We start from the raw sequence: 25,155 nt of genomic DNA on the forward strand, positions 1-25,155 counted from the left end.
TCGAAGCCCCTGAGCATACTGAAGTACGTGATGGGGGCCGGACCACCGCGCAACGACGCGATGGCCCGCTCTGGGAGCCGCGGACGACTTACTGGCAAGCTTCGCAGTCGGGATCGTCGATGGAACAGGCCTTCGGCACGGCGGCCGGGGCCGGTGCTGCCGCCGGCGCCGCCTGCAGCGTTTCGCTACCGCCGGCCGACACGGCATTGAGCTTGCCGGTGTTGATGGTCGACTTCTCGGTGCTGGTCGCGGCCAGGGCACGGAGGTAGTAGGTGGTCTTCAGACCGCGGAACCAGGCCATGCGGTAGGTGACGTCGAGCTTCTTGCCCGAGGCGCCGGCGATGTACAGGTTCAGCGACTGCGCCTGGTCGAGCCATTTCTGGCGGCGGCTGGCGGCATCGACGATCCACTTGGTCTCCACTTCGAAGGCGGTGGCGTACAGGTCTTTGAGATCCTGCGGGATGCGCTCGATCTGCTGTACGGAGCCGTCGTAGTACTTCAGGTCGTTGACCATGACCGGGTCCCACAGGCCGCGGCTCTTGAGGTCGCGCACCAGGTAGGGGTTGATCACGGTGAACTCGCCGGAGAGGTTCGACTTCACGTAGAGGTTCTGGTAGGTCGGCTCGATGGACTGCGATACGCCAACGATGTTGGAGATGGTCGCGGTCGGCGCGATGGCCATGATGTTCGAGTTGCGAATGCCTTTCTGCACGCGCTCACGCACCGGGGCCCAGTCCAGGGACTCGCTACGGTCGACGTCGATGTACTTCTCGCCACGCTGCTCGGTGAGGATGTTTAGCGAGTCCAGCGGCAGCACACCCTGGCTCCACAGCGAACCGTCGAAGCTGGAGTAGGTGCCGCGCTCGTCGGCCAGGTCACAGGAGGCCTGGATGGCGAAGTAGCTGATCGCTTCCATCGACCGGTCGGCGAAGGTCACGGCGGCGTCCGAACCGTAGGCGATGTGCTGCTTGTACAGCGCGTCCTGGAAGCCCATCAGGCCGAGGCCGACCGGACGGTGCTTGAGGTTCGAGTTACGGGCCTGATCGACGCTGTAGTAGTTGATGTCGATGACGTTGTCGAGCATGCGCACGGCGGTGCGTACGGTTTTCTCGAGCTTGGCGAGGTCGAGCTGGCCATCGGTGATGTGATTGACCAGGTTGACCGAACCCAGGTTGCAGACCGCGATCTCGTCCTTGTTGGTGTTCAAGGTGATCTCGGTGCAGAGGTTGGAGCTGTGCACCACGCCGACGTGCTGCTGCGGGCTGCGCAGGTTGCACGGGTCCTTGAAGGTCAGCCACGGGTGGCCGGTCTCGAACAGCATCGAGAGCATCTTGCGCCACAGGTCCTTGGCCTGGATGGTCTTGTACAGCTTGATCTTGCCGTACTCGATCAGGGCTTCGTAGTACTCGTAGCGCTCTTCGAAGGCCTTGCCGGTCAGGTCGTGCAGGTCCGGGGTATCGGCGGGCGAGAACAGGGTCCACTTGCCGTCCTCGAAGACGCGCTTCATGAACAGGTCGGGAATCCAGTTGGCGGTGTTCATGTCGTGGGTACGACGACGATCGTCACCGGTGTTCTTGCGCAGCTCGAGGAATTCCTCGATATCCAGGTGCCAGGTTTCCAGGTAGGCGCAGACCGCGCCCTTGCGCTTGCCGCCCTGGTTGACCGCGACGGCGGTGTCGTTGACCACTTTGAGGAAGGGTACGACGCCCTGGGATTTGCCGTTGGTGCCCTTGATGTAGGAGCCCAGCGCGCGCACCGGGGTCCAGTCGTTGCCCAGGCCACCGGCGAATTTCGACAGCATGGCGTTGTCGTGGATCGCGTTGTAGATGCCCGACAGGTCGTCCGGCACGGTGGTCAGGTAGCAGGAGGACAGCTGCGGACGCAGGGTGCCGGCGTTGAACAGGGTCGGGGTGGACGCCATGTAGTCGAACGACGACAGCAGGTTGTAGAACTCGATGGCGCGTTCGTCTTTCTGCGGCTCTTCGATGGCCAGGCCCATGGCCACGCGCATGAAGAACACCTGGGGCAGCTCGAAGCGCACGCCGTCCTTGTGGATGAAGTAACGGTCGTAGAGAGTCTGCAGGCCCAGGTAGGTGAACTGCTGGTCACGCTCGTGGTTCAACGCGCGGCCTAGTTTCTCCAGGTCATATCCCTTCAGGCGGGCATCGACCAGCTCGAACTCGGCGCCTTTCTCGATGTAGGCGGGCAGGGCCTTGGCGTACAGCTCGGCCATCTCGTGGTGAGTGGCGGCTTCGGCCACGCCGAGGAAGCCCAGCGCTTCGGCGCGCAGGGTGTCCATCAGCAGGCGGGCGGTGACGTAGGAGTAGTTCGGCTCGCGCTCGACCAGGGTGCGCGCGGTCATCACCAGAGCGGTGTTGACGTCCTTCTCGGCCACGCCGTCGTAGAGGTTCTTCAGGGTCTCGCGCTCGATCAGCGAGCCGTCCACTTCGGCCAGGCCTTCGCAGGCCTCGCGGATGATGGTCTGCAGGCGGCCCATGTCCAGCGGGCGCATTTCGCCGTTGGCCTGGGTGACGCGAATGCTCGGGTGCGGCTGGGCGATCTCGTCGCCGCTGACGGTGGCGCTCTTGCGCTTCACGGCCTGGGCTTCGCGGTAGATCACGTAGTCGCGGGCGACCTTGTGCTCGCCGGCGCGCATCAGCGCCAGTTCGACCTGGTCCTGGATCTCTTCGATGTGGATGGTGCCGCCCGAGGGCATACGGCGCTTGAAGGTGGTGGTGACCTGTTCGGTCAAGCGGCGCACGGTGTCGTGAATGCGCGACGAAGCGGCGGCGGTGCCGCCTTCCACTGCGAGGAACGCCTTGGTGATGGCCACGGTGATCTTGTCGTCGGTGTAGGCGACGACGGTGCCGTTGCGCTTGATCACACGGATCTGGCCCGGTGCGGTGGCGCTCAGCTCCTGGCTACCTTCCGCGGCCTGGGGCGCCGCGGACGGCGAGGTCTCGCGAGTGGTGTCGATCTGCATCTGGGGGTTCTCCACATTTCTGGTTCTTTTGGGTCTGACCGGACCGCTGTACATCCCGGCCGACGGAACAACGCCGCGACCCCCGGATAGGGAGCCGTCCTACATGAATCGCATGAGCTTAAGAGGCAGACTCAAGTGCCTCCTGGCTCGAAAGTCCGGTCCAAGGCAAGAGCCCATGGACCACAATCCCTAGTGTCTGGTTCACGTTCCCCACGCAGCCCGCGCAGGGGGACGGACCAGGTGCCCGTCTTTGCGGGCTGAAGCGCCTCGGGGGCCGCTCTCCTAACGTGTTTTCACCGCCATTGCAAGCACGCGAAGGGCTGTGGATGCGAAAAACAGCTAGTGTCTCCGATCACTAACAGACCCAACATATAGGGGCTACCGCTGATGGCGATACAAGATAGTGCGTCCTCGCGCGAAGGGCAACTCCTTCGACCTGTGGATAAGCTGTGCGTGAAGTGTGGTTTGGACGTGGGTAAACGACGCTACACGGCGTGCGCCGTGGTGTTGGCCGCTCGTCGCGCACCTGGGCTATTTTTTTGCGCCTACAGGAGGCATTCTGCCGCGCGACAAAGACACAATATGTAGTGGCGCGAATTGAGCGATCTGGCATGCCCCGTGCTTCTCTGGCAGATTGCCATTTTGCGCCGCGCCGGGAGGTGGCGATGACGACCATTGAAGGACGCATCCTGATCGTGGAGGACGACACCCGGCTCGCCGGGCTGACCGCCGATTTCCTCCGCGGACAGGGGCTGCAGGTGGCCATCGAAGAGGACGGCGGCCGCGCCGTGGCGCGCATCCTCGAGGAGCGTCCCGACCTGGTCGTGCTCGACCTGATGCTGCCCGGCGAGGACGGCCTTTCCATTTGCGCTCGCCTGCGTCCCGCTTTCGACGGCGCAGTGCTCATGCTCACTGCCCGTACCGATGACGTCGACGAAGTCCGCGGGCTGGAGCAGGGCGCCGACGACTACGTGTGCAAACCGGTACGCCCGCAGGTGCTGCTCGCCCGTATCCGCGCCTTGTTGCGCCGGCGCGAGGGCCTCGTCGAACCACCCCGGCAATTGCGTTTCGGCGAATTGCGGGTGGATCGCGTGCTGCGCGAGGCCTGGTTGGGCGCGCAGGCCATCGAGCTGACCGCTGCCGAGTTCGACCTGCTCTGGCTGCTCGCCAGCAACAGCGGCCGGGTCCTCAGTCGCGAGGAAATCTCCCAGGCCCTGCGTGGCATCGACTACGACGGCCAGGATCGCTCCATCGACGTACGCATTTCGCGCATCCGCCCGCGCATCGGCGACGACCCCGAGCACCCGCGCCTGATCAAGACGTTGCGCGGCAAGGGCTACCTGTTCGTCGGCGAAGCCGCCGCGGCGGAGTCATGAACGCCATCTTCCTGCGCATCTATGGTGGCGTGCTGGCAGCCATCGTGCTCGTCGTGCTGCTCGCCGTCGGTGGCCTGTACCTGCTCGACGACTGGCGCGCCGACCGTTATAGGGAGGACCTGGCCCGCGGCACCTTTCGCCTGATGGCCGATGGCCTGGCGCCGATGACGCCCATTGAGCGGCGGCGTGCCCTGGCGACCTGGGCACGCTTGATGGGCGTTCCGCTGAGCCTGGTGAGCGCCGCTTCGGCGGGGCTCGACGACAGCACCCGGGAGAGCCTGGCAGCGGCACGGGTACAGGTCGAGCCGCAGGAAAACGGCGTTCGCGTGCTGGCCAGCCTGCCGAGCGACGAGGGCTTGCTGCTGCAAGGCGAGGTGGTGCAGGTGAGCGAGCAACTGGCGCGCGCCACCCTCTATCTGTTGATCGACGAACTTCAGCGGCAGCCGGACGCGCTCCAACCGGAACTGCTCGAACGGTTGCGCCTGGACAAGCAGTTCGGCTATCCGCTACGCCTGCTGCGCCCTGCCGCAGCGCAACTGGACGCCGATCAGCGCCGCCGGTTGGAGGAGGGCGACACGGTCATGGCGCTGGACGCCGGCGGCGACGCCGTACGCGTCTACGCGAGCATCAGCGACTCGCCCTGGGTGCTGGAACTGGGCCCGGTGCGGCAGTTCGACCGTTACCCGCCACAGTTGCTGCTGGCCATCGCGCTGCTCGCGTTGAGTCTGGTGGGGCTGGCCGTGTATCTGCTGGTGCACCGCCTGGAACGTCGCCTGGGGCGGCTGGAGGATGCCGCCCTGCGCATCGCCCGGGGCAGCCTGGAGGCGCGCGTGCCGGACTCCGGAGCGGACTCGATAGGGCGCCTGTCGCTGACCTTCAACGACATGGCCGAGCGCCTGCAGCGCCTGCTGGATACCCAGCGCGAGATGGTGCGCGCGGTATCCCATGAACTGCGCACGCCGGTGGCGCGCCTGCGCTTCGGCCTGGAGATGCTCGCCAGCGCCGGAGACGACGACGCGCGTGCGCGCTACCGCGAGGGGATGGACAACGACATCCAGGACCTCGACCACCTGGTGGAAGAGATGCTGGTCTATGCGCGCCTGGAAAAAGGCTCGCCGCCGCTGGAGTTCGAGACCGTGGCGCTCGGCGAACTGGTCGCGCATGTCATCGATGAACTCGCGCCCCTGCGGCCGCAGATCCACGTCAGCTCACTGTCCGAGCCGGCGGACATACAGGTGCGCGCCGCGCCGCGCTACCTGCAAAGGGCGCTGCTGAACCTGCTGAGCAACGCCCTGCGCCACGCCCAGGGTGAGGTTCGCATCACCCAGGAGCAGGAAGGCGGCCAGTGCCGGTTGATCGTCGAGGACGATGGTCCGGGAATTCCCGAAGAGGCCTGGGATCGGGTGTTCATGCCCTTCCTGCGCCTGGACGATAGCCGCACGCGCGCCTCCGGCGGCCATGGCCTGGGGCTGTCCATCGTCCGGCGCATTGCCCATTGGCATTCGGGGCGGGCGCTGGTGGGGCGTAGCCAGGCGTTGGGCGGCGCACGTTTCGAGCTGAACTGGCCGGCATACGGCTGAGCACGGAATCGTCGGCGTCGAGGCCTGTCCAAGCTCTTCTGCAAGCGAACAGGAGGCCTTTTCATGAAAGCGATGATCTACGAGCGTTACGGCGAGCCGGATGTCCTGCAGCTCGCCGAGCGGCCCATGCCCAAGGTCGGTCCTGGCGAGGTGCTGGTACGCATCCGCCGCACCTCCGTCAATCCGGTGGACTGGAAACTGATGGCCGGCAAGCTGGATGCCGTGATGCCGACCTTCTTTCCGGTAGTCCCCGGCTGGGACGTTGCCGGCGTCGTCGAGGCCGTGGGCTTCGATACGCCCGAGTTCGCCGCGGGCGACGAGGTGCTGGCCTACGCGCGCAAGGACTACGTGCAGGACGGCAGCTACGCGGAATACGTCAGCCTGCCGGCGCGCTCGCTGGCGCACAAACCGACCGATTTGGAGTGGGACCAGGCCGGCGGGTTGCCGCTGGCCGGGCTCACGGCCTATCAGGTACTGCAGCGCCTGGGCACCACCCGTGGCGACAGCGTGCTGATCCATAACGCCGCGGGTGGCGTCGGTGTGCTGGGTGCGCAGATTGCGCGGGAACTGGGCGCACGGGTGATCGGCACCGCCTCGGAGAAGAACCACGCGTTCCTGCGCGAGCTGGGCATCGAGCCGGTGGCCTATGGCGAAGGCCTCGCCGAACGGGTTCGCGAGCGGGTGCCGGAAGGTGTCAGCGTCGTCGCGGATTTCGTCGGTGGCGTGCTCGACGTCACCCGTGCTGTGTTGCGCGAGGGCGGCCGCCACGCCTCGATCGCCGACGATGCGGTGCAGCAGGCGGGCGGTCACTACATCTGGGTCCGGCCGAATGGCGCGGACCTGCAGGTGCTCGCCGATATGGCGGCGCAGGGGCGCCTGCACGTTCCCATCGCCGACTGTCTGCCCTTGGAGCAGGCCGCCGAAGCCATGCGCCGCAGCCAGGCAGGCCACCTGCGCGGCAAGCTGGTGTTGCGGGTCGGGGACTGACTGAAGATATCGCTCTACCTGGCCTCCTTCCCCTGCGGGCTCGCACCCCTGCTTTGCTCCCCTCGCCCCTCGCGGGAGAGGGGCGAGGGAGAGGGGGCAGCCCCCCTCCGCGCCAGGAGCGTACTACCGGCAGTCGAATGTCATCGCATGACTAGTTGCGTTATGATGCCCACTGATTTCGATCAAGAAGAATCCCATGGCCCTGCAGAATCCCCGCCGCAAACGTAGCCTGGCCCAGGAGCTGGTCGCCGAGCTGTCGCGGCAGATCACCGACGGTCTACTCAAGCGCGGCGACAAATTGCCCACCGAGTCGGCCATCATGGAGCAGCACGGCGTCAGCCGCACCGTGGTTCGCGAGGCTATCTCGCGGCTGCAGGCGGCTGGGCTGGTGGAGACGCGCCACGGCATCGGGACCTTCGTGCTGGACATGCCCAGCCCCAGCGGCCTGCGCATCGACCCGGCGACCATCGTCACCCTGCGCGACGTGCTGGCGGTGCTGGAACTGCGCATCAGCCTGGAAGTGGAGGCGGCCGGCATGGCTGCGCAACGTCGCAGCGATGCCCAGCTACAGAGCATGCGCGAGGCGCTGGACGCACTGAACCGCAACGTCGCCCACGCCAGCGATGCGGTGTCCTCGGACTTCCAGTTCCATCTGCAGATCGCCCTAGCCACCGGCAATCCCTACTTCACCGACATCATGAATCACCTGGGTACCAGCATCATCCCGCGTACCCGGCTGAATTCCGCGCGGCTGGCCCACGATGACCAGCAGCATTACTTGCAGCGCCTGAGCCGCGAGCATGAGGAAATATTCCTTGCCATCGCCCGCCAGGACGCCGAAGCGGCGCGCGCGGCGATGCGCCTGCACCTCACCAACAGCCGCGAGCGCCTGCGCCAGGCCCACGAAAGCGCCGAAGCCGGCAAGGGCGAAGGCGCCCTGGAAGCCTGAGGCTTACTCGAACGGCCCTTGGGCGGTGAACGCGCCGCCCTGGTAGACCGCCTGGGGATCATCCCCCGCGACCGGCGGCTGCGCCTCCAGCTTTTCCCGATACGCCTCCGCACTGTCCTGCGGCGCGAAGCCCAGGTGCGCCGCCAGGTGGTTGTCCCACCACAGGTGGCGGTTGGCCGAGACGCCGTAGATCACCGTATGCCCGACGCCAGGGGCGAGCAGGGCGCGCTCCACCAGATGCTGTAGATCGGCGTAGCTGAGCCAGGTGTGCAGCATGCGGCGGTCGCGCGGTTCGGGAAACGCCGAGCCGATGCGCAGGCTAACCGTCTCGATGCCGTAGCGATCCCAATACAGGCTCGCCAGGTCTTCACCGAAGCTCTTGGAAATGCCGTAGTAACCGTCCGGCCGGCGCGGCGAGCGGGCATCGAGCGTCACGCCCTGGGGATGAAAGCCGGTGACGTGGTTGGAGCTGGCGTACACCACCCGGCGCACGCCATGGCGGCGGGCCGCTTCGTAGAGGTTGTAGGTGCCGACGATGTTCGCCCCGAGCACTTCGTCGAAGGGACGCTCCACCGAGACGGCGCCGAAATGCAGGATCGCCTCGACGCCCTCGGCCAGACCATCGACGCCTTGTCCATCGGCCAGATTGCAGCGCATCCATTCCTCGCCGTCCTGTGGCCCCGGGGAAAGCTCACGGACATCCGAGAGACGCAGGATGCGCGCTTGTCGGCGCAGTGGCTCGCGCAAGACCTGGCCGAGCGCACCGGCGGCACCGGTCAGCAGCAGTCGTTCGAAGGCGGGAAGGGTTGGGGTCGTCTGGCTCATGGCGGCTCCTGTACAGCGCGTATTTGTCTGACCACATCGGCACACGGGCGTTTCCCGCCTACGGAGATTCACGCCTCAATAGGCGCTTTAGAGCGGTCAGGTGTCGAGGTATGATGTCCGATAAATAACCAAGAAGAGCCCTCCCATGGATAGGCCCTCACCCCGTGCGTTCGCGCGCCATGCCGCCCTGCTGCCCCACGAGCGCTCTGCGCGTATCCAGAACGGCCTGCTCGAGCCCGCCGGTTTTGCTCCGGACCGCCTGCGCGGCGCCGGGGCGTCCTGAACATGGCGCACAAACCGCGCCACCCGAGCGGCGGCAGTCCCACGCTGATCGATGTTGCGCAACTGGCAGGGGTTTCGCCGATCACCGTGTCCCGTGCGCTGGGCCGCCCTGAAGTGGTCAGCGCCACCACCCGCAAACGCGTGCTCGACGCGGTGCGTGCCACCGGCTACGTCCCCAATCTGGCGGCGGGGGCCTTGGCCTCGCGGCGCAGCCGGCTGGTGGCGATCTTCCTGCCGACCATTGCCAACTCGATCTTCTCGGAGACGGTACAGGCGCTCACCGATCGCCTCGCCGAAGCCGGCTACCAGACCATCCTCGGCCTCACCGGCTACGACCCCGCTCGCGAAGAAGCCCTGCTCGAAGCCATGCTCGGCCGGCGCCCGGACGGCATCGTGCTCACCGGCACCGAGCACAGCCAGGGCAGCCGCGAGTGCCTGGCGCGCGTCGGCATTCCCCTGGTCGAGGCCTGGGACCTGTGCCCCAGGCCGCTGGACATGCTGGTGGGTTTTTCCCACGAGGCGGTCGGCCAGGCCATCGCGGATTACCTCCTGGCACGCGGTTACCGGCGCATCTCGGTGGTCGGTATCGACGATCCCCGTGGGCTGCGCCGGCGCGATGCGCTGCTCGCGCGCCTGGCCGAGGCCGGCGTGACGCAGGTCGCCTGCGAGATACTGCCGGCACCCGCGACCCTCGCGGTAGGTCGCGAGGGCCTGGCGCGTCTGCTGGCCAGGGGCGCGGCGGGGCAGGTGGTGGCCTGCAGCTCCGACGCCGTGGCCCAGGGCGTGCTCGCCGAGGCGGCGGCCCGCGGGCTGTCGGTGCCCAGCGAGCTGGCGGTGATGGGCTTCGGCGACCTGTCCAGCGCCGCCCACGTGCATCCGCCGCTGTCCACGGTCCGCGTGGATGGCCCGCGGATTGGGCGTTGCATCGCCGAGGCGTTGCTCGCGCGCATCGACGACCCGGCCCTCGCGCCGCTGCGCCTGGATACCGGATTCGAATTGATAGCGCGCGATAGCGCTTGAATGATTGCGCAATCATCCAAGAATGGGTCAGGCCCTCGGTGAGACCGGTAGAGCCTGTCGACGGGGGAATCGATGACAATTCCAAGGAGACCCGCATGTCCGAGCCATCCAACCTCTGTGCCGACGACGACCGTATCGCCTGGGTGCGCCTGACCTCGGTGGCCTTGCCGCTGGCCACCCCCATCAGCGATGCCAAGGTGCTCACCGGGCGGCAGAAGCCGATGACCGAGATCGCCATCCTCATCGCCGAGATCCAGACCCACGACGGACATGAAGGGGTGGGCTTCAGCTATTCCAAGCGCGCCGGCGGCCCCGGCCAGTTCGCCCACGCCCTGGAAGTGGCGCCGACACTGCTGGATGAGAACCCCAGCGACATCGCCAAGCTCTGGGACAAGCTCTGCTGGGCCGGCGCCTCGGTCGGCCGCAGCGGCCTGGCGACCCAGGCCATCGGCGCCTTTGACGTCGCCCTGTGGGACCTCAAGGCCAAGCGTGCCGGGCTGTCCTTGGCGCGTTTGCTCGGCGCCCAGCGCGATTCGGTGCGCTGCTACAACACCTCGGGTGGCTTCCTGCACACGCCCCTGGAGCAACTACTGGTGAATACCGACGCCTCCCGCGAGAAGGGCATCGGCGGCATCAAGCTCAAGGTCGGCCAGCCCGACTGGGCGCTCGACCTGCACCGTGTCGCCAGCGTGCGCAAGCACCTGGGCGCCGATTTTCCGCTGATGGTCGATGCCAACCAGCAATGGGACCGTCCCAGCGCCCAGCGCATGTGCCGCCGCCTGGAAGAATTCGACCTGATCTGGATCGAGGAGCCGCTGGATTGCTACGACGCCGAGGGCCACGCGGCACTGGCGCAGCAATTCGATACGCCGATCGCCACCGGCGAGATGCTCACCAGCCCGGCGGAGCACTGGGAATTCATCAGCCGTCGCGCCGCCGACTTCCTGATGCCCGATGCACCGCGCGTCGGCGGCATCACCCCGTACCTCAAGGTGCAGACCCTGGCCGAGCATGCCGGGCTGTCCCTGGCACCGCACTTCGCCATGGAACTGCACGTGCACCTGGCGGCCACCGCCCAGCGCGAGCCCTGGGTCGAGCATTTCGAGTGGCTGGAGCCGCTGTTCAACGAGCGCCTGGAAACCCGCGACGGACGCATGTTGGTGCCGACGCGTCCGGGCCTGGGCCTGAGCCTGAGCGAACAGGTCACCGCCTGGACCACACAGCGCGCCGAGGTCGGTCGCCGCGATTGAGTCGCCTCCCGTGTGCGGTTTGCGCTGTGCACGGGATATCCCGGGAAGAAAGGGTGGCGGACCCCGCGCTCATGAGAATAGAATTATTCTCATTTGTATCTTTCCGGGAACAATTGCACATGGCCGTAGCTGTAGCCGCGGGTGACGCCGCGTTCGGCGACTTCTACAAGGTTCACCAGGGCTGGCTGGAACAGTGGCTGCGACGCAAGCTGGGCAACGCCTGGGATGCGGCGGATCTCAGCCAGGACGCCTTCATTCGGGTGATGGCCAGCTCGCAGCGGCTCGACGAGCTGCATGAGCCACGCGCCTACCTGCGCACCATCGGCAATCGCCTGTTGGCTAACCTCTATCGTCGACGCAGCCTGGAACAGGCCTATCTCGATGCCCTCGCGCAGCTTCCCGAAGCACTGGCGCCGTCGCCGGAACAACGCTGGCTGATGCTCGAAGCCCTGCAGGCCCTCGACGAGTTGCTCGACGGTTTACCGCGCGCGGTGCGCCGTGCGTTCCTGATGAGCCAGATGGAAGGGGCGAGCTATCGGGAGATCGGCGAGCGCCTCGGCGTCAGCGAGCGCAGCGTCAAGCGCTACATGGCGCAGGCCTATGAACACTGCCTGTTGGCGGAACTGTGCTGAATCGCGAAGCACCCGAAGACGCCCGCCAACTGGTGCGCGCCGCCGCGCACTGGCTGGCGTTGCTCGAATCCGGCAGTGCCAACCAGGCGCAGCACGCCGAATTGCAGCACTGGCGCTCGCTCAGCGCAGCCCACGAGCAGGCCTGGCAACGCGCCCAGGCGCTCAAGCAACGCTTCGTCGGTTTGCCGGCGGAACTGGCGATGGCCACCCTCGACCGTCCCGACGGCGAACGGCGGCGCCTGCTCAAGGGCGTGCTGGGGTTCGCCGCGCTGGCGCCGGCGGCCTGGTTCGGCGCCCGCGAGCTGCCGCTCGACGTCTGGGGCGCCGACCTTTCCACCGCCACCGGAGAGCGCCGCCGGCTGACCCTGGCGGACGGCAGCGTGCTGGACCTGAACACCGCCACGGCGGTCGACCTGGACCCGGATCGCCGCGGACTGCGTCTTCTGCGGGGGGAGATCGCCCTGCGTCGCAGCCTACTTTCGCCCTTCGTCATTCGTACGGCCTTCGCCGAGGCGACGCTGGTCGCTGGCGGCGACCTGTGCGTGCGCCAGTACGAAACGCGCTGCGAATTCTCCGTAACCAGCGGCAACCTGGACGTCCGTGCACAGGATGGCGCGCGCTGGCAGGTGCCGCCGGGCAAACGTTTACGCCTCCCGGCGCAGGCGGGCGTGCCGCTGCAGCCGTTCGACGTGGCGCAACCGGGGTGGCGCGAGGGCGTACTGGTGGCGAACGACGAGCGCCTGGGCGACTTTCTCCGCGAGCTGGACCGCTATCGCCCCGGCATCCTGCGCTGGGATGCCTCGCTCGAAACCCTGCGGGTCACCGGCAGCTTCCGCCTTGACGATACCGACCGCATTCTCCAGTTGCTCGCCGCCAGCCTGCCGCTGGAGGTGCGCAGCCGCAGCCGCTACTGGGTCTCGCTGGTGCCGAGAAAACCTCTCGGCGCCTGAGTTGCACACGGCTGTCCCCTTTTCTCGACTCGCGTGTCATGCAAGGTGACATAACCCAAAGAGATCGCCTTCCATGCCCGCTTCGACCTTCCACCGGCTTCGCAAGAAACCGTCCCTTCGCCGCTCTGGCCTGTGCCTGTCCTTGCTCCTGGGCTGCGCGCCACTGGCCTTCGCCGACGCCGCCGTGCGCGCCTACAGCGTGCCGGCGGGCGACCTCGGTTCCGCGCTGACCCGCTTCGCCGGGCAGGCGGGGGTGAGTCTGTCGGTGGACCCCGCGCTGGTCAGCGGGCGGCACAGCGATGGCCTCTCCGGTGACTTCGACATCGAGGGCGGTTTCGCCCGACTGCTGCAAGGCAGCGGGTTGCAATTGCGCGCGGTAGGCGAGGGCGCCTACACGCTGGAGCCGGCTCCCCCGTCGAGCGCGGCGTTGCAGATGCAGCCAAGCGTGGTAACCGGCGTCAGCGACCCGGGCAAGACTTACGAGGGCGAGCGCTACGCCGGCGGGCAGATCGCCCGGCGCAGTTCCCAGGGTCTGCTCGGCTCCAAGGACTTCATGGAGTCGCCGCTGAGCATGATCACCTACACCAGCGAGGCGGTGAAGAACCAGCAGGCGCGAACGCTCACCGACCTGACCGCCAGCGATCCCGCATTCCGCTCCACCAACCCGGCGGGCGGGCGCTTCGAGCAATTCACCATCCGCGGTTTCAGCCTGTTCAACAGCGACGTCGCCTACGGCGGGCTATACGGCCTGTTGCCTACCTATTCCATCGACATGGAGATGGCCGACCGGGTGGACATCCTGCGTGGCCCGACGCAACTGGTGAACGGCATTTCGCCGCGCGGCAGCATCGGCGGCAGCGTCAACATCGTGCCCAAGCGCGCCACCGACACGCCGATCACCGAGTTCACCGGCAGCTATGTCTCGGACAGCCAGGTGGGTGGCGCGGTGGACATCGGTCGTCGCTTCGGCGAGGACAACCGCTTCGGACTGCGCTTCAACGGCGTCAAGCAGTCGGGCGATACCGAGTGGGACCACCAGAGCGTCGACCGCGAGATGGCGGTGCTCGGCTTGGACTTCCGGGGCGAACGCGTGCGCCTGTCGGCGGACGTCGGCCACACCGAGCGCAACACCGACGCGCCCCAGGAGCGCGTTCTGATTGGCTCGGGCGTACCGATTCCGGATGCCGATGACGTCACCCACAACTACGCCCAGGCCTGGAGCTGGGCGAAGACCGACGACACCTTCGCCGCGCTGCGTGGCGAATACGACCTCGACGAGACGACCACGCTGTATGCGGCCGCCGGCGCGCGCAAGAGCAACCATGATTTCCTTCGGCACAACGTCTCGGTGACCAACGCGGCGGGGGATTTCAGCGTCCAGCCCAGGGACTTCACCCGCGACGAGGAGGTCGGCACCTTCAACATGGGCATGCGCAAGTGGTTCTTCACCGGTCCGGTGAGCCACGAGGTCAACCTCGCCGCCGACTATTTCCACTTCGACTTCGACAACGGCGGCGGACGCTACGCCTCCGCGCCGAGCAACCTCTACGACCCGGTACCGACACCCGACCCGACCACCCAGACCCGCGCGGACGCCAAGGTACACACCGAGAACCGTTTCAGCGGCGTAGCGCTCTCCGACACCCTCGGTTTCTTCGAAGACCGCGTATTGCTGACCCTGGGCGCTCGCTGGCAGCGGGTGAAGGTGGATGACTGGTCCAACGGCGTGAAGCAGCGGACCGCCTACGACGAGGAAAAGCTCTCGCCCTCGGCGGGCGTGCTGTTCAAGGCCACTGACCAGTTGTCGCTGTACGCCAACTACATGGAAGGGCTCAGCCAGGGACGCATCGCGCCGTCGACCTCGCTCAACGAGGACGAAATCTTCCCACCATTCATCAGCCGTCAGATCGAGGCGGGTGCCAAGTACGACTTCGGCCGCCTGGCCGTCACCGCCAGCGTGTTCCGCATCAAGCAGCCGGCTTACGAGACGGCAGATCCCATCGCCGGAGAGACGCTGGGTCGCTTCGGTCCCAGCGGCAAGCGCGAGAACAGCGGGGTGGAGTTGAACCTGTTCGGCGAGCCCGTGCCCGGCGTACGCCTGCTCGGCGGGGTGATGTACATCCACAGCGAGCTGACCGGCACCAACGAGGAGGGCGCCAACGATGGCAACCGCGCACCGGCCACGCCGCGGATCAACGCCAACTTCGGTGCCGAATACGATGTCGTCAGCGTACCGGGGCTTACGCTCACGGGGCGCGCCATGTACACCAGCTCCCAGTACCTGGACCAGGCCAACAGCGCCCAGATCGACAGCTGGGAACGCTACGACGTCGGCGCGCGCTATGCCTTCAAGCTGGATGACAAGACCATCACCCTGCGCGGCAACGTGGAGAACCTGCTGGACTCCCGCGACTGGATCTCTGCCGGCGCCTCCGACGACAGCGCCGCCGGCCTGACTCTCTCCGCGCCGCGGACGGTGCTGCTCTCGGCGACCGTCGCGTTCTAGCCGTCGAGGCTCGATGGGTATCGGGCTGCGCCCTCAACGCCATCCTACGGAGCATCCGATCGTTCCCGCGCTCCCGCGTGGGAACGCCTCCCGAGACGCGTCGCGTCTCTCGCTGCGACCTAAGCGGGAGCAGAACGGCTCGGCGAGGGGCGATGGGTATCGGACTGCGCCCTCAACACCATCCTACGGGCATGTGAGGCAGCGATTTTGCCAGGCAGGACACGCGTTCATTCTCCCACCGGGGCCGGGGGAGAGCACATAACCAACGGACTGGGGACTAGCTTTGGACTTAGTTGTACGATATCGTATTTCATGCCTGGCCACGTTGGCCGATTCGCCCACAGGACACCGTGATGACCCCACAAGAACTCAAGACCATCCTCTCCGACGGCCTGCTGTCGTTCCCGCTGACCGATTTCGACGCGGCCGGTGATTTCAACGCGGCCGGTTACGCGAATCGTCTCGAATGGCTGGCACCGTTCGGTGCCTCCGCGCTGTTCGCCGCCGGTGGCACCGGTGAATTCTTCTCCCTGGCGCCGGACGAATATTCCGCGGTCATCAAGACCGCCGTGGACACCTGCGCCGGCAGCGTACCGATCCTCGCCGGCGTCGGCGGCCCGACCCGCGTCGCCATCCAGATGGCGCAGGAAGCCGAGCGCCTGGGCGCCAAGGGCCTGCTGCTGCTGCCGCACTACCTGACCGAAGCGAGCCAGGAAGGCGTGGCTGCCCACGTCGAGCAGGTCTGCAAATCGGTGAAGATTGGCGTAGTGGTGTACAACCGCAACGTCTGCCGCCTGACGCCGGACCTGCTGGAGCCGTTGGCCGAGCGCTGCCCGAACCTGATCGGCTACAAGGACGGCCTGGGCGACATCGAGCTGATGGTGTCGGTCCGCCGACGCCTGGGCGAGCGCTTCACCTACCTCGGCGGCCTGCCGACCGCGGAAGTCTATGCCGCGGCCTACAAGGCCCTGGGCGTGCCGGTGTACAGCTCGGCGGTGTTCAACTTCATCCCGCAGACGGCGATGGACTTCTACCGCGCGATCCGCGCGGAGGATCACGCCACCGTTGGCAAGCTGATCGACGACTTCTTCCTGCCGTACCTGGACATCCGCAACCGCTGCAAGGGTTACGCGGTATCCATCGTCAAGGCGGGTGCGAAGATCGCCGGCTACGACGCAGGCCCGGTTCGCGCCCCGCTGACCGACCTGAAGGAAGACGAGTACGCGATGCTCGCTCAGTTGATGGAGCGCAGCGGCGTTCGTTGATTCCGCCGTTTCAGGTCCTGCCCAACGGGGAACGGCGCAAGCCGCTCCCCGTTTTTCTTTCAACGTACGGCCTCAACTGGAGAAGAGCGGCGCGAGGGTATTTTCACACCATTGTCGGAAGGTCGTCGGTGTCGAATGCTCGGGCGTACGGCGAACGCTCAGGTCCAAGCCCTGGCTCTTGGCGCGCATCATGGCGACCATGCCCTCGGCCATGCCCTGGCTGAAGCCAAGGGTGAGGAAGTGTTCCCTGTAGGCGTCGAGGGTGATCTGCCGGTAGACGATCTCGCAACCCAGCACCTCGCTCATGATTTTCGCCATCTGCGCCGCAGAGATATTCTCCGGCCCCAGTACCGGCACCTCCTGGTTACCCGTCCATGTCGAGTCCAGTAACCAGCGTGCCGCGACCCTGGCGATATCGTCGGTGGAGCAGCTGGGCAATGCCAGATCGGCGGGCAACGGCAGATAGAACGCCCGCCGTTCGCGCAAAGCCGGCAGTTGCCTCAACAGGTTGTCCATGAACGAGGGCATCGTCAGGCTTCGCTGCGAGACGCCAGTGGCCGCGATCAAGTCGTCCATCGCCAGCGAGCCGGTCACATGACCGGCATCGCCAGCTTGCGGTGTTCCCCGACCCAGGGCACTGACGGTCACGACTCGCTGCACACCCTGGCAGGGTAGCCTTTGCAGCAAAGGGCGGGTGAAATCCACGTAAGCCTCGAATACGTCCCTGGCCCTGGGGTCGGGCGGAACCAGCCAGAACAGGCTTCGTGCACCGTCGAGGGCGCGTTCCAGAACGCCAGCATCGGCGTGGCTACCCACCACCACCTCGCTGCGCGAGCGCACCTCGAGGGGCAGTTTCTGCGCATCGCGGACCATCACTCTCACGGAAGCGCCAGCCGCCAACAGATGGCGCAGTAGCTGACGGCCAATACGGCTGGTCGGGGCGGTAACGACGATCATGTGCCTATCCTCTCAACGAAGGGTGTTGAGCGATGGTAGGGACATACTCCGGATGACCAATGCGTTAGAGTGCATTTTTCTTTCGCGATCGTTCAATTCGTATGGACCCGCTCTCTGATCTACTGGATCACCTCAAGCCCCTCGCCAGCGTCTCTTCGGGATTCGAGGCACGTGGGGACTGGTCGCTACGGTTTACCCAGCAACAGGGCTGGGTGAAGTGCTACGTCATCCTGGATGGGGCTGGTTGGCTGGCCGTGGATGGTGTCGAAACACCCGTTCGGCTGGAACGGGGCGATGCCTTCGTGTTGCCGAGCGGACGCAGCTTCCTGATGGCCAGCGATCTGTCGCTATCGCCGATCGATGCCAAGACGGTCTTTCCCCCGGCTCACGGAGGCGGCGTGGTCGGATTGGGGGAGGGTGAGCTGAGCTTCGCCCTGGCCGGTGCCCGCTTTGCGGTCCAGGAACGCTCCGCAGCGCGCCTGCTGGAGTGGCTGCCGCCGATCCTGCATCTGGCGGGCGGCCTGGAGTCGGAGGCGTTGGGGTGGTCGGTGCAGCGCATGCGACAGGAAATGCGCGAAGGTCTGCCAGGCAGCGACCTGATGACACGAAATCTTGCCCATATGATGTTGCTGCAAGCCTTGCGCGCTTACCTTTCCAGCGCCAGCCGATCCCGTAGCGGCCTGCTCGCCGCGTTGGCTGATCCGCGTCTGCGCCGGGCTCTCGAAGCGATGCATGAGGACCCGGCCAGCCCGTGGACCGTGCAGACGCTGGGGGCTGTCGCGGCGATGTCGCGCACGGCCTTTGCGGTGCGCTTCCGGGAGGTCATGGGGAGGACGCCGCTGCAATACCTCACCGACTGGCGTATGGCACTGGCGTGTCGACGCCTGGAAAGCACCGACGAACCTCTCATCGATGTTGCGCAAGCCGTGGGATACACCTCGATGAGTGCGTTTTCCGTGGCGTTCAAGCGGGTGCTCGGCTGTGCGCCGCAACGCTACAGAAACGCGGCCAGCACGCTCCCGAGGTGACCCAGCGGCGCACGGTGATTCAGCGCGCCGGTGGAATACCGTACTTTCGCAGGCGGTGGGCGATGGCGGTGTGCGAGGTCTTCAGGCGTGCGGCCAGTTGCCGGCTGGACGGGTAGGTGGGGTAGAGCCGTTCCAGCAGGGCTTTCTCGAAGCCTTCGACGGCGTTCTCCAGGCTTTCCACTTCGCCGTCCTCGCGGCGGGCGACTTCGTTGCCGGCGATGTCCAGGTCGCCGATCTCGACCAGCGTGCCGTCGCTGATGGCGGTGGCGCGGAAGATCACGTTCTGCAACTGGCGCACGTTGCCGGGCCAGCGGTTGTCCAGCAGTGCCGGGTAGGTACTCGGCGCCAGCCGGCAGGCGGGTCGCTGGATCTGCGCGCAGGCCTGGGCCATGAAGTGGCGCGCCAGCAGCAGGATGTCCTGGCCGCGCTCGCGCAGCGGCGGTACCTGCAGGTCGAGCACGTTGAGGCGGTAGAACAGGTCTTCGCGGAAGTTGCCTTCGCCAACCATCTTCGCCAGGTCGCGGTGGGTCGCGGAGAGGATGCGGACGTCCACGCGGATCTCGCGGTCGCCGCCGACCCGGCGAAAGGTGCCTTCGGAGAGGAAGCGCAGCAGCTTGGCCTGCAGGTAGGGCGACATCTCGCCGATCTCGTCGAGGAACACGCTGCCACGGTCGGCCAGTTCCAGCAGGCCGGGCTTGCCGCCCCGTCGTGCGCCGGTGAAGGCGCCCGGGGCATAGCCGAACAGCTCGCTCTCGGCGAGGTTTTCCGGCAGTGCCGCACAATTCAGCGCGAGGAAAGGCGCGTTGCGACGGATGCCGCTGGCGTGACAGGCGCGCGCCACCAGTTCCTTGCCGGTGCCGGTCTCGCCATGGATCAGCAGCGGCGCATCCAGGGCGGCAACGCGCTGGGCGCGACTCTTGAGGGTACGCAGCGCTGGGGACTCGCCGATCAACGCATCGAAGCCCTCGGCGACGTGGTCGTGGTGCAGCGATGCCAGGCGACCGCCGATGCGGCTGGGTGCGTAGAGGGTGAGCAGGGCGCCGGCGAGGCGGTTCGCCGCGCGCGGCTCGCTGATCGGCGTCGCATCGAGCAGCAGTGCCTGGCCATCGAGGGTCACCTCGCGCAGCGGCAGGCGAAAGCCCTCCGCCAGCAGCGCACGCGGCAGGTCCTCGTCGCCGAACAGCTCGGCCAGCGGGCGGCCCAGCGGGTCGTGGCCACAGAGGGCGATCAGCGCCGGGTTGGCCAGCAGCACGTGGCCGCCGTTGTCCACCGCCAGCACCGGATCGGCCATCGCCGCCAGCAGCGCATCGAGCTGCAGGTGGCGGCGCTGTCCGGGCAGGATGTCGACCACATCCACCGCCTGCACGCCGTCGATGCGATGCAGAGCGCCGCGCAATTCCTCCAGCACCTCGGGAAGCAGGGTCGGCGCATCGATGTAGACGTTCGGCGGCACCATTTCCACCGCATCCAGGTTCAGGTTGCGGCCACCGAGCAGGGCCAGGACTTCCTGGGTGATGCCGACGCGGTCGATGAAGGTAACGTGGATGCGCATGAAAGACGAAGGGGCAGACGAGCGAGGGCGCCAATTATGCCTGTTCGCGGTGCTTCCGGTAAAAGCCGGACGCGTCGTGCGGTGACTTCTGGCACCATGCCCGTCTCGTTTTCCAGGAGCCCGCCATGTCCAGCCCGCGTGCGGATTTTCATCGCGAACACCAGGCCCGCGCCGACGCCGAGGCCCAGCGCCTGTGGGCCGCACGCGGCGAATTGCGGGGGCGCTGGCATGCCTGGGTGGCGCAGGAGCTGTACAGCCTTTCACCGTCCACCTACGCCAACATGGTGCGTCGCGCGTTGCAGGCCCTGCAGGACGCCGGCCAGGAATAGCGCCATAAGCCTGCCGAAAGCTGCGCAAGACCCGGTCAGCGGTTAAACTCGCCGCTTTGCGTAGCGTCCGCCCCAATGGATGGCGGCGCCCCACTCGACGAGGAAGCCTTCTGATGCTCGCCATGGCAGCGGATCGCCACAGCCCAGCCCGCAGGAGGTCGCCCGGATGCGCCTGAAGAGCATCAAGCTGGCGGGCTTCAAATCGTTCGTCGATCCCACCAGCGTGCACTTTCCCAGCAACATGTCGGCGGTGGTCGGGCCCAACGGCTGCGGCAAGTCGAACATCATCGACGCCGTGCGCTGGGTGATGGGTGAAAGCTCGGCGAAGAACCTGCGCGGCGAGTCGATGACCGACGTCATCTTCAACGGCTCCAACACCCGCAAGCCGGTGACCCAGGCGAGCATCGAGCTGATCTTCGACAACAGCGACAACACCCTGACCGGCGAATACGCGGCCTTTGCCGAAATCTCCATTCGCCGCCGGGTGACCCGCGAGGGGCAGAACCAGTATTTCCTCAACGGCACCAAGTGCCGCCGCCGCGACATTACCGACATCTTCCTCGGTACCGGACTGGGACCGCGCAGCTACTCGATCATCGAGCAGGGCATGATCAGCAAGCTGATCGAGGCCAAGCCGGAGGAACTGCGCAATTTCATCGAGGAAGCCGCCGGCATCTCCAAGTACAAGGAGCGCCGCCGCGAGACCGAGAACCGCATTCGCCGCACCCAGGAAAACCTGGCGCGCCTGTCCGACCTGCGCGAGGAGCTCGATCGCCAGCTCGAACGCCTGCAGCGCCAGGCCCAGGCGGCGGAGAAGTACCAGGAATACAAGGCCGAGGAACGCCAGCAGAAGGCACAGCTCTCGGCCCTGCGCTGGCGTGAACTGAACGAGAAGGTCGGCGAGCGCGAACGGGTGATCGGCGAGCAGGAGATCGCCCTGGAGGCAATGGTCGCCGAGCAACGCAACGCCGACGCAGGGATCGAGCGCCTGCGCGATGGGCATCACGAACTCTCCGAGCGTTTCAACCAGATCCAGGGGCGTTTCTATTCGGTGGGTGGCGACATCGCCCGCGTCGAGCAGAGCATCCAGCACGGCCAGCAGCGCCTGCGCCAATTGCAGGACGACCTGCGCGAGGCCGAACGCGCGCGCCAGGAGACCGAGTCGCACCTGGGCCACGATCGCACCCTGCTGGCGACCCTCGGCGAGGAACTGGAGATGCTCGCCCCCGAGCGCGAGGCCGCGCTGCTCGCCGCCGAGGAGTCCGCCGCCGGGCTGGAGGAAGCCGAGGTGCGCCTGCAGGACTGGCAGGAGCGCTGGGACCGTTTCAGCCAGGCCAGTGCCGAACCGCGACGAGTCGCCGAAGTGCAGCAGGCCAGCCTGCGCCAGCTGGAGCAGAGCCTGCAGCGCCTTGCCGAGCGTGCCCGCCGGCTGGACGAGGAGCGCGCTCAGCTGGCCGGCGATCCTGAAGACAGTGAAGGCCTGGAGCTGGACGAGTCGCTGGCCATCGCGCAGATGCGCCTGGAGACGCTACAACTCGACGAGGAGGCCCAGGGCGAGACCCAGCAGACCAGCGCCGAGCAGGCCCGCGAAAGCGCCGCCACACTGCAGCAGGCGCAAGGCGAACTGCAGCGTCTGGAGGGTCGCCTGGCCTCCCTCGAAGCGCTGCAGCAGGCCGCGCTGGACCCCGGCAAGGGCACCGCCGACTGGCTGCGCGCCCAGGGCCTCGCGGAGCGCCCGCGGCTGGCCGAGGGCCTGCGTGTCGAGGCCGGCTGGGAGCTGGCGGTGGAGACGGTGCTAGGCGCCGACCTGCAGGCGCTGCTGCTGGATGATGTCTGCGCGCCGGACTTCTCCGCGCTGTCGCGCGGTGAGCTGCGCCTGGCCATTCCCGGACCGGCGCAGCGGCTGCCGGGCTGCTTGCTGGACAAGCTGGAGTCAAGCCAGGACCTGTCACCCTGGCTGGGCCGGGTACGTCCCGTGGAAACCCTGGAACAGGCCCTCGCGGGGCGTGCGCAACTCGGCGAGGGCGAGAGCCTGGTCAGCCGTGACGGCTTCTGGGTCGGACGGCATTTCCTGCGCGTGCGCCGTGGTGGTGAGGCCGATGGCGGCGTACTCGCCCGTGGCCAGGAGCTCGAGCGTCTGCAACGGGAACGCGAGGAGTTGCAGGAACGCCTTCAGGCGCTGCAGGCACAGGTCGAAACCGCCCGCGACGCCCAGCAGCAGGCGGAACAGGCGCGCGATGCGCTGCGGCGCGAGCAGCAGCAGGTCTCCCGCGAGTTGGCCGAACTCAATGCGCAACGCTCCGCGCGTCAGGCGCGCCTGGAACAGTTGGCCCTGCGCCGGGCGCGCCTCGACGAGGAACAGGCCGCGCTCGGCGAACAGCGGGCCCAGGAAGAGGAGCAACTGGGTGAAGCGCGCCTGCTGCTGCAGGACGCCCTCGATGCCATGGCCAACGACAGCGAGCAGCGCGAGCAACTGCTCGGCGGCCGCGATGGCCTGCGCGAGCAGGTCGAGGCCTGCCGCCGCGAGGCGCGTCTGCACAAGGACGCCCTGCACCAGTTGGAGCTGCGCAGCGGCTCGTTGCGCGCCCAGCACGACTCCCTGCAACAGTCGTTGCAGCGTCTGGAACTGCAGTTCGAGCGTGCCGTGGAGCGCCGCGAGCAGTTGACCCTGAACCTGGAGGAGGGCGCTGCACCGCTGGAGGAGCTGCGCATCAAGCTCGAGGAACTGCTCGAACGGCGCATGGCCGTGGAAGAGGAATTGAAGACCGCGCGCCTGGCGATGGAAGACGCCGACCGCGAACTGCGGGCGGTGGAGCAGCGGCGGGGCGGCGCCGAGCAGCGCGCCGGGCTGTTGCGCACCCAACTGGAGCAGCAGCGCCTGGAGCGGCAGAACCTGGCGACCCAGCGCGGCACGCTGCAGGAACAGTTGCAGGCCGACGGCTATGACCTGCACGGCGTGCTCGCCACCTTGCCGCCGGATGCCGACGAGGCGCAATGGCTGGGCCTGCTCGAGCAACTCTCCGGACGCATCCAGCGCCTGGGCGCGATCAACCTCGCCGCCATCGACGAGTACCGCCAGCAGTCCGAGCGCAAGCGCTACCTGGATGCTCAGGATGCGGACCTGGTCGAGGCGCTGGAGACGTTGGAAAACGTCATCCGCAAGATCGACAAGGAAACCCGCAACCGTTTCAAGGAAACCTTCGACCAGATCGACGCCGGTCTGCGCCAACTGTTCCCCAAAGTATTCGGTGGCGGCAGCGCTTATCTGGAACTTACCGGCGAAGATTTGCTCGATACCGGGGTGGCGATCATGGCGCGTCCACCGGGCAAGAAGAACAGCACCATCCATCTGCTCTCGGGCGGCGAGAAGGCGCTCACCGCCCTGGCACTGGTGTTCTCCATCTTTCAACTCAATCCTGCGCCGTTCTGCATGCTCGACGAGGTCGACGCTCCGCTGGACGACGCCAACGTCGGCCGCTATGCGCGCCTGGTCAAGGAGATGTCGCAGACCGTGCAATTCATCTACATCACGCATAACAAGATCGCCATGGAAATGGCTGATCAACTGATGGGCGTCACCATGCACGAACCGGGCTGTTCGCGGCTGGTTGCGGTCGACGTGGAGGAGGCGGTGGCACTCGCTGAAGCCTGATGCGGCGGGGTGGACGGTGTTTTATTGCCGTTCGTCGTGCTAGCTTAGGCGCTCTTTAGCGAATGGTCTGGAAAAAGACTGTAGAAACATACAGTTGCCCTCGAATTTCATCTCTTCATCTATTACTTCAGGGGTCAAGGCTTAATGGAAATCGGTCTGCGCGAATGGCTGATCGTTATCGGCATCATCGTCATTGCCGGGATTCTTTTCGATGGCTGGCGGCGCATGCGCGGCAGCAAGGGAAAACTCAGGTTCCGCCTGGACAAGAACTACACGGGCGCTGACGACGATGCCCCCGATCCGGATGTGCTCGGCCCGTCGCGCGTGGTTAATCATGGCGAGCCCGCGGTCGCCGACCTGGATGACGGCCTGCCGACCTTCGGCGCCGCCGAACCGTCCGTAGGCGAGCACGAGCGCGCCAAGTCGCGCCGTGGCGATCCCCGGCAGGGCGACCTGGCGCTGGACCTGGACGAACCCGAACCGCTGCTGATGGGCGAGGAAGACGACTTCGCCGACGCACCGGCGCGCGAGCAACTGCCGGTGGAGGAAGTCCTGGTGATCAACGTGATCGCCCGCGACGGCGACGGCTTCAAGGGTCCGGCGCTGCTGCAGAACATCCTCGAGAGCGGCCTGCGCTTTGGCGAAATGGACATCTTCCATCGCCACGAGAGCATGGCCGGCAATGGCGAGGTGCTTTTCTCCATGGCCAACGGCGTGAAGCCGGGCACCTTCGATCTGGACGACATCGAGCTGTTCTCCACCCGTGCGGTGAGCTTCTTCCTCAGCCTGCCGGGGCCGCGTTATCCGAAGCAGGCGTTCGACGTGATGGTCGCCGCCGCACGCAAGCTGTCCCAGGAACTGGAAGGCGAGCTCAAGGACGACCAGCACAGTGTGCTCACTGCCCAGACCATCGAGCATTACCGCCAGCGCATCGCCGAATTCGAGCGCCGCGGCCTGACCCACAAGCGCTGACGGCCACGGGACGCCCGTCCCACGCCGTTGTCAGAGAGAGCAGCCCCGGCTGCTCTCTTG

19 protein-coding genes are annotated in these 25,155 nt (G+C 66.7%); 15 read left to right on the forward strand and 4 right to left on the reverse strand.

From position 1 onward, the window contains the following. Positions 1-88: 88 nt before the first annotated feature. The gene (locus tag ACYRGX_RS14150; protein ID WP_473053105.1) at positions 89-2,983 is read right to left on the reverse strand and encodes a ribonucleoside-diphosphate reductase subunit alpha; all 2,895 of its coding nucleotides are present in this window, start codon (positions 2,981-2,983) and stop codon (positions 89-91) included. Between the two features lie 665 nt (positions 2,984-3,648). Here ACYRGX_RS14150 and ACYRGX_RS14155 point away from each other — a divergent pair. The 4 genes from ACYRGX_RS14155 (at position 3,649) to ACYRGX_RS14170 (ending at position 7,875) form a co-directional block, all read left to right on the forward strand. Beyond that, a complete protein-coding gene (locus ACYRGX_RS14155) occupies positions 3,649-4,359 on the forward strand; it encodes a winged helix-turn-helix domain-containing protein (RefSeq protein ID WP_473053106.1) in 711 nt (236 codons plus the stop codon). Continuing rightward, on the forward strand, positions 4,356-5,939 hold the full coding sequence (locus tag ACYRGX_RS14160) for an ATP-binding protein (protein WP_473053107.1): 1,584 nt from the start codon (positions 4,356-4,358) through the stop codon (positions 5,937-5,939). The genes ACYRGX_RS14155 and ACYRGX_RS14160 overlap by 4 nt, the downstream gene beginning before the upstream one ends. Before the next feature lie 63 nt (positions 5,940-6,002). After that, positions 6,003-6,926 (forward strand): NADP-dependent oxidoreductase, encoded by a 924-nt coding sequence (locus ACYRGX_RS14165; RefSeq protein WP_473053108.1) that lies wholly within the window; start codon positions 6,003-6,005, stop codon positions 6,924-6,926. Between the two features lie 196 nt (positions 6,927-7,122). Next, positions 7,123-7,875, forward strand: coding sequence for a FadR/GntR family transcriptional regulator (locus ACYRGX_RS14170; RefSeq protein ID WP_473053109.1), 753 nt, complete (start codon positions 7,123-7,125; stop codon positions 7,873-7,875). Positions 7,876-7,878: 3 nt separating this feature from the next. Here ACYRGX_RS14170 and ACYRGX_RS14175 read toward each other — a convergent pair whose 3' ends face one another. Then, positions 7,879-8,700: an NAD-dependent epimerase/dehydratase family protein gene (locus ACYRGX_RS14175; protein WP_473053110.1), complete on the reverse strand. Its 822-nt coding sequence runs from the start codon at positions 8,698-8,700 to the stop codon at positions 7,879-7,881. Positions 8,701-8,845: 145 nt separating this feature from the next. On the opposite strand from ACYRGX_RS14175, the gene ACYRGX_RS14180 reads away from it, so the two are divergent. The 7 genes from ACYRGX_RS14180 to kdgD all read left to right on the forward strand — a co-directional run bounded on the left by ACYRGX_RS14180 (position 8,846) and on the right by kdgD (position 16,605). After that, a complete protein-coding gene (locus ACYRGX_RS14180) occupies positions 8,846-8,983 on the forward strand; it encodes a hypothetical protein (RefSeq protein ID WP_473053111.1) in 138 nt (45 codons plus the stop codon). 2 nt (positions 8,984-8,985) lie between these two features. Beyond that, on the forward strand, positions 8,986-10,002 hold the full coding sequence (locus ACYRGX_RS14185; protein WP_473053112.1) for a LacI family DNA-binding transcriptional regulator: 1,017 nt from the start codon (positions 8,986-8,988) through the stop codon (positions 10,000-10,002). A 95-nt stretch (positions 10,003-10,097) separates the two neighbouring features. After that, the gene (locus ACYRGX_RS14190; RefSeq protein ID WP_473053113.1) at positions 10,098-11,252 is read left to right on the forward strand and encodes an L-talarate/galactarate dehydratase; all 1,155 of its coding nucleotides are present in this window, start codon (positions 10,098-10,100) and stop codon (positions 11,250-11,252) included. A gap of 119 nt (positions 11,253-11,371) precedes the next feature. Then, positions 11,372-11,884, forward strand: coding sequence for a sigma-70 family RNA polymerase sigma factor (locus ACYRGX_RS14195; RefSeq protein ID WP_473053114.1), 513 nt, complete (start codon positions 11,372-11,374; stop codon positions 11,882-11,884). Further along, the gene (locus tag ACYRGX_RS14200) at positions 11,881-12,834 is read left to right on the forward strand and encodes a FecR domain-containing protein (RefSeq protein ID WP_473056696.1); all 954 of its coding nucleotides are present in this window, start codon (positions 11,881-11,883) and stop codon (positions 12,832-12,834) included. Before ACYRGX_RS14195 ends, ACYRGX_RS14200 begins: the two co-directional genes overlap by 4 nt. A gap of 73 nt (positions 12,835-12,907) precedes the next feature. Beyond that, on the forward strand, positions 12,908-15,340 hold the full coding sequence (locus ACYRGX_RS14205) for a TonB-dependent siderophore receptor (protein ID WP_473053115.1): 2,433 nt from the start codon (positions 12,908-12,910) through the stop codon (positions 15,338-15,340). 353 nt (positions 15,341-15,693) lie between these two features. Continuing rightward, on the forward strand, positions 15,694-16,605 hold the full coding sequence (kdgD, locus tag ACYRGX_RS14210) for a 5-dehydro-4-deoxyglucarate dehydratase (RefSeq protein ID WP_473053116.1): 912 nt from the start codon (positions 15,694-15,696) through the stop codon (positions 16,603-16,605). 72 nt (positions 16,606-16,677) lie between these two features. On the opposite strand, the gene ACYRGX_RS14215 is transcribed toward kdgD, so the two are convergent. Then, complete coding sequence (locus ACYRGX_RS14215) at positions 16,678-17,562, reverse strand: NmrA family NAD(P)-binding protein (RefSeq protein WP_473053117.1); 885 nt, start codon at positions 17,560-17,562, stop codon at positions 16,678-16,680. A gap of 101 nt (positions 17,563-17,663) precedes the next feature. On the opposite strand from ACYRGX_RS14215, the gene ACYRGX_RS14220 reads away from it, so the two are divergent. After that, positions 17,664-18,590, forward strand: a complete 927-nt coding sequence (locus tag ACYRGX_RS14220; protein WP_473053118.1) for an AraC family transcriptional regulator — start codon at positions 17,664-17,666, stop codon at positions 18,588-18,590. A 19-nt stretch (positions 18,591-18,609) separates the two neighbouring features. Here the strand turns inward: ACYRGX_RS14220 and ACYRGX_RS14225 are convergent, their stop codons facing one another. Then, positions 18,610-20,142: a sigma-54-dependent transcriptional regulator gene (locus tag ACYRGX_RS14225; protein ID WP_473053119.1), complete on the reverse strand. Its 1,533-nt coding sequence runs from the start codon at positions 20,140-20,142 to the stop codon at positions 18,610-18,612. A 125-nt stretch (positions 20,143-20,267) separates the two neighbouring features. Between ACYRGX_RS14225 and ACYRGX_RS14230 the strand changes: the two genes are divergently transcribed. From ACYRGX_RS14230 to zipA, 3 genes are all read left to right on the forward strand, one after another. Next, positions 20,268-20,471 (forward strand): hypothetical protein, encoded by a 204-nt coding sequence (locus tag ACYRGX_RS14230; RefSeq protein ID WP_473053120.1) that lies wholly within the window; start codon positions 20,268-20,270, stop codon positions 20,469-20,471. Between the two features lie 166 nt (positions 20,472-20,637). Beyond that, positions 20,638-24,123 (forward strand): chromosome segregation protein SMC, encoded by a 3,486-nt coding sequence (smc, locus tag ACYRGX_RS14235; protein WP_473053121.1) that lies wholly within the window; start codon positions 20,638-20,640, stop codon positions 24,121-24,123. Between the two features lie 144 nt (positions 24,124-24,267). Then, entirely contained in the window at positions 24,268-25,095 is an 828-nt protein-coding gene (zipA, locus tag ACYRGX_RS14240) for a cell division protein ZipA (protein ID WP_473053122.1), read from the forward strand. Positions 25,096-25,155: the final 60 nt, after the last annotated feature.

The organism is Pseudomonas sp. R4-15 (genome assembly GCF_055768815.1).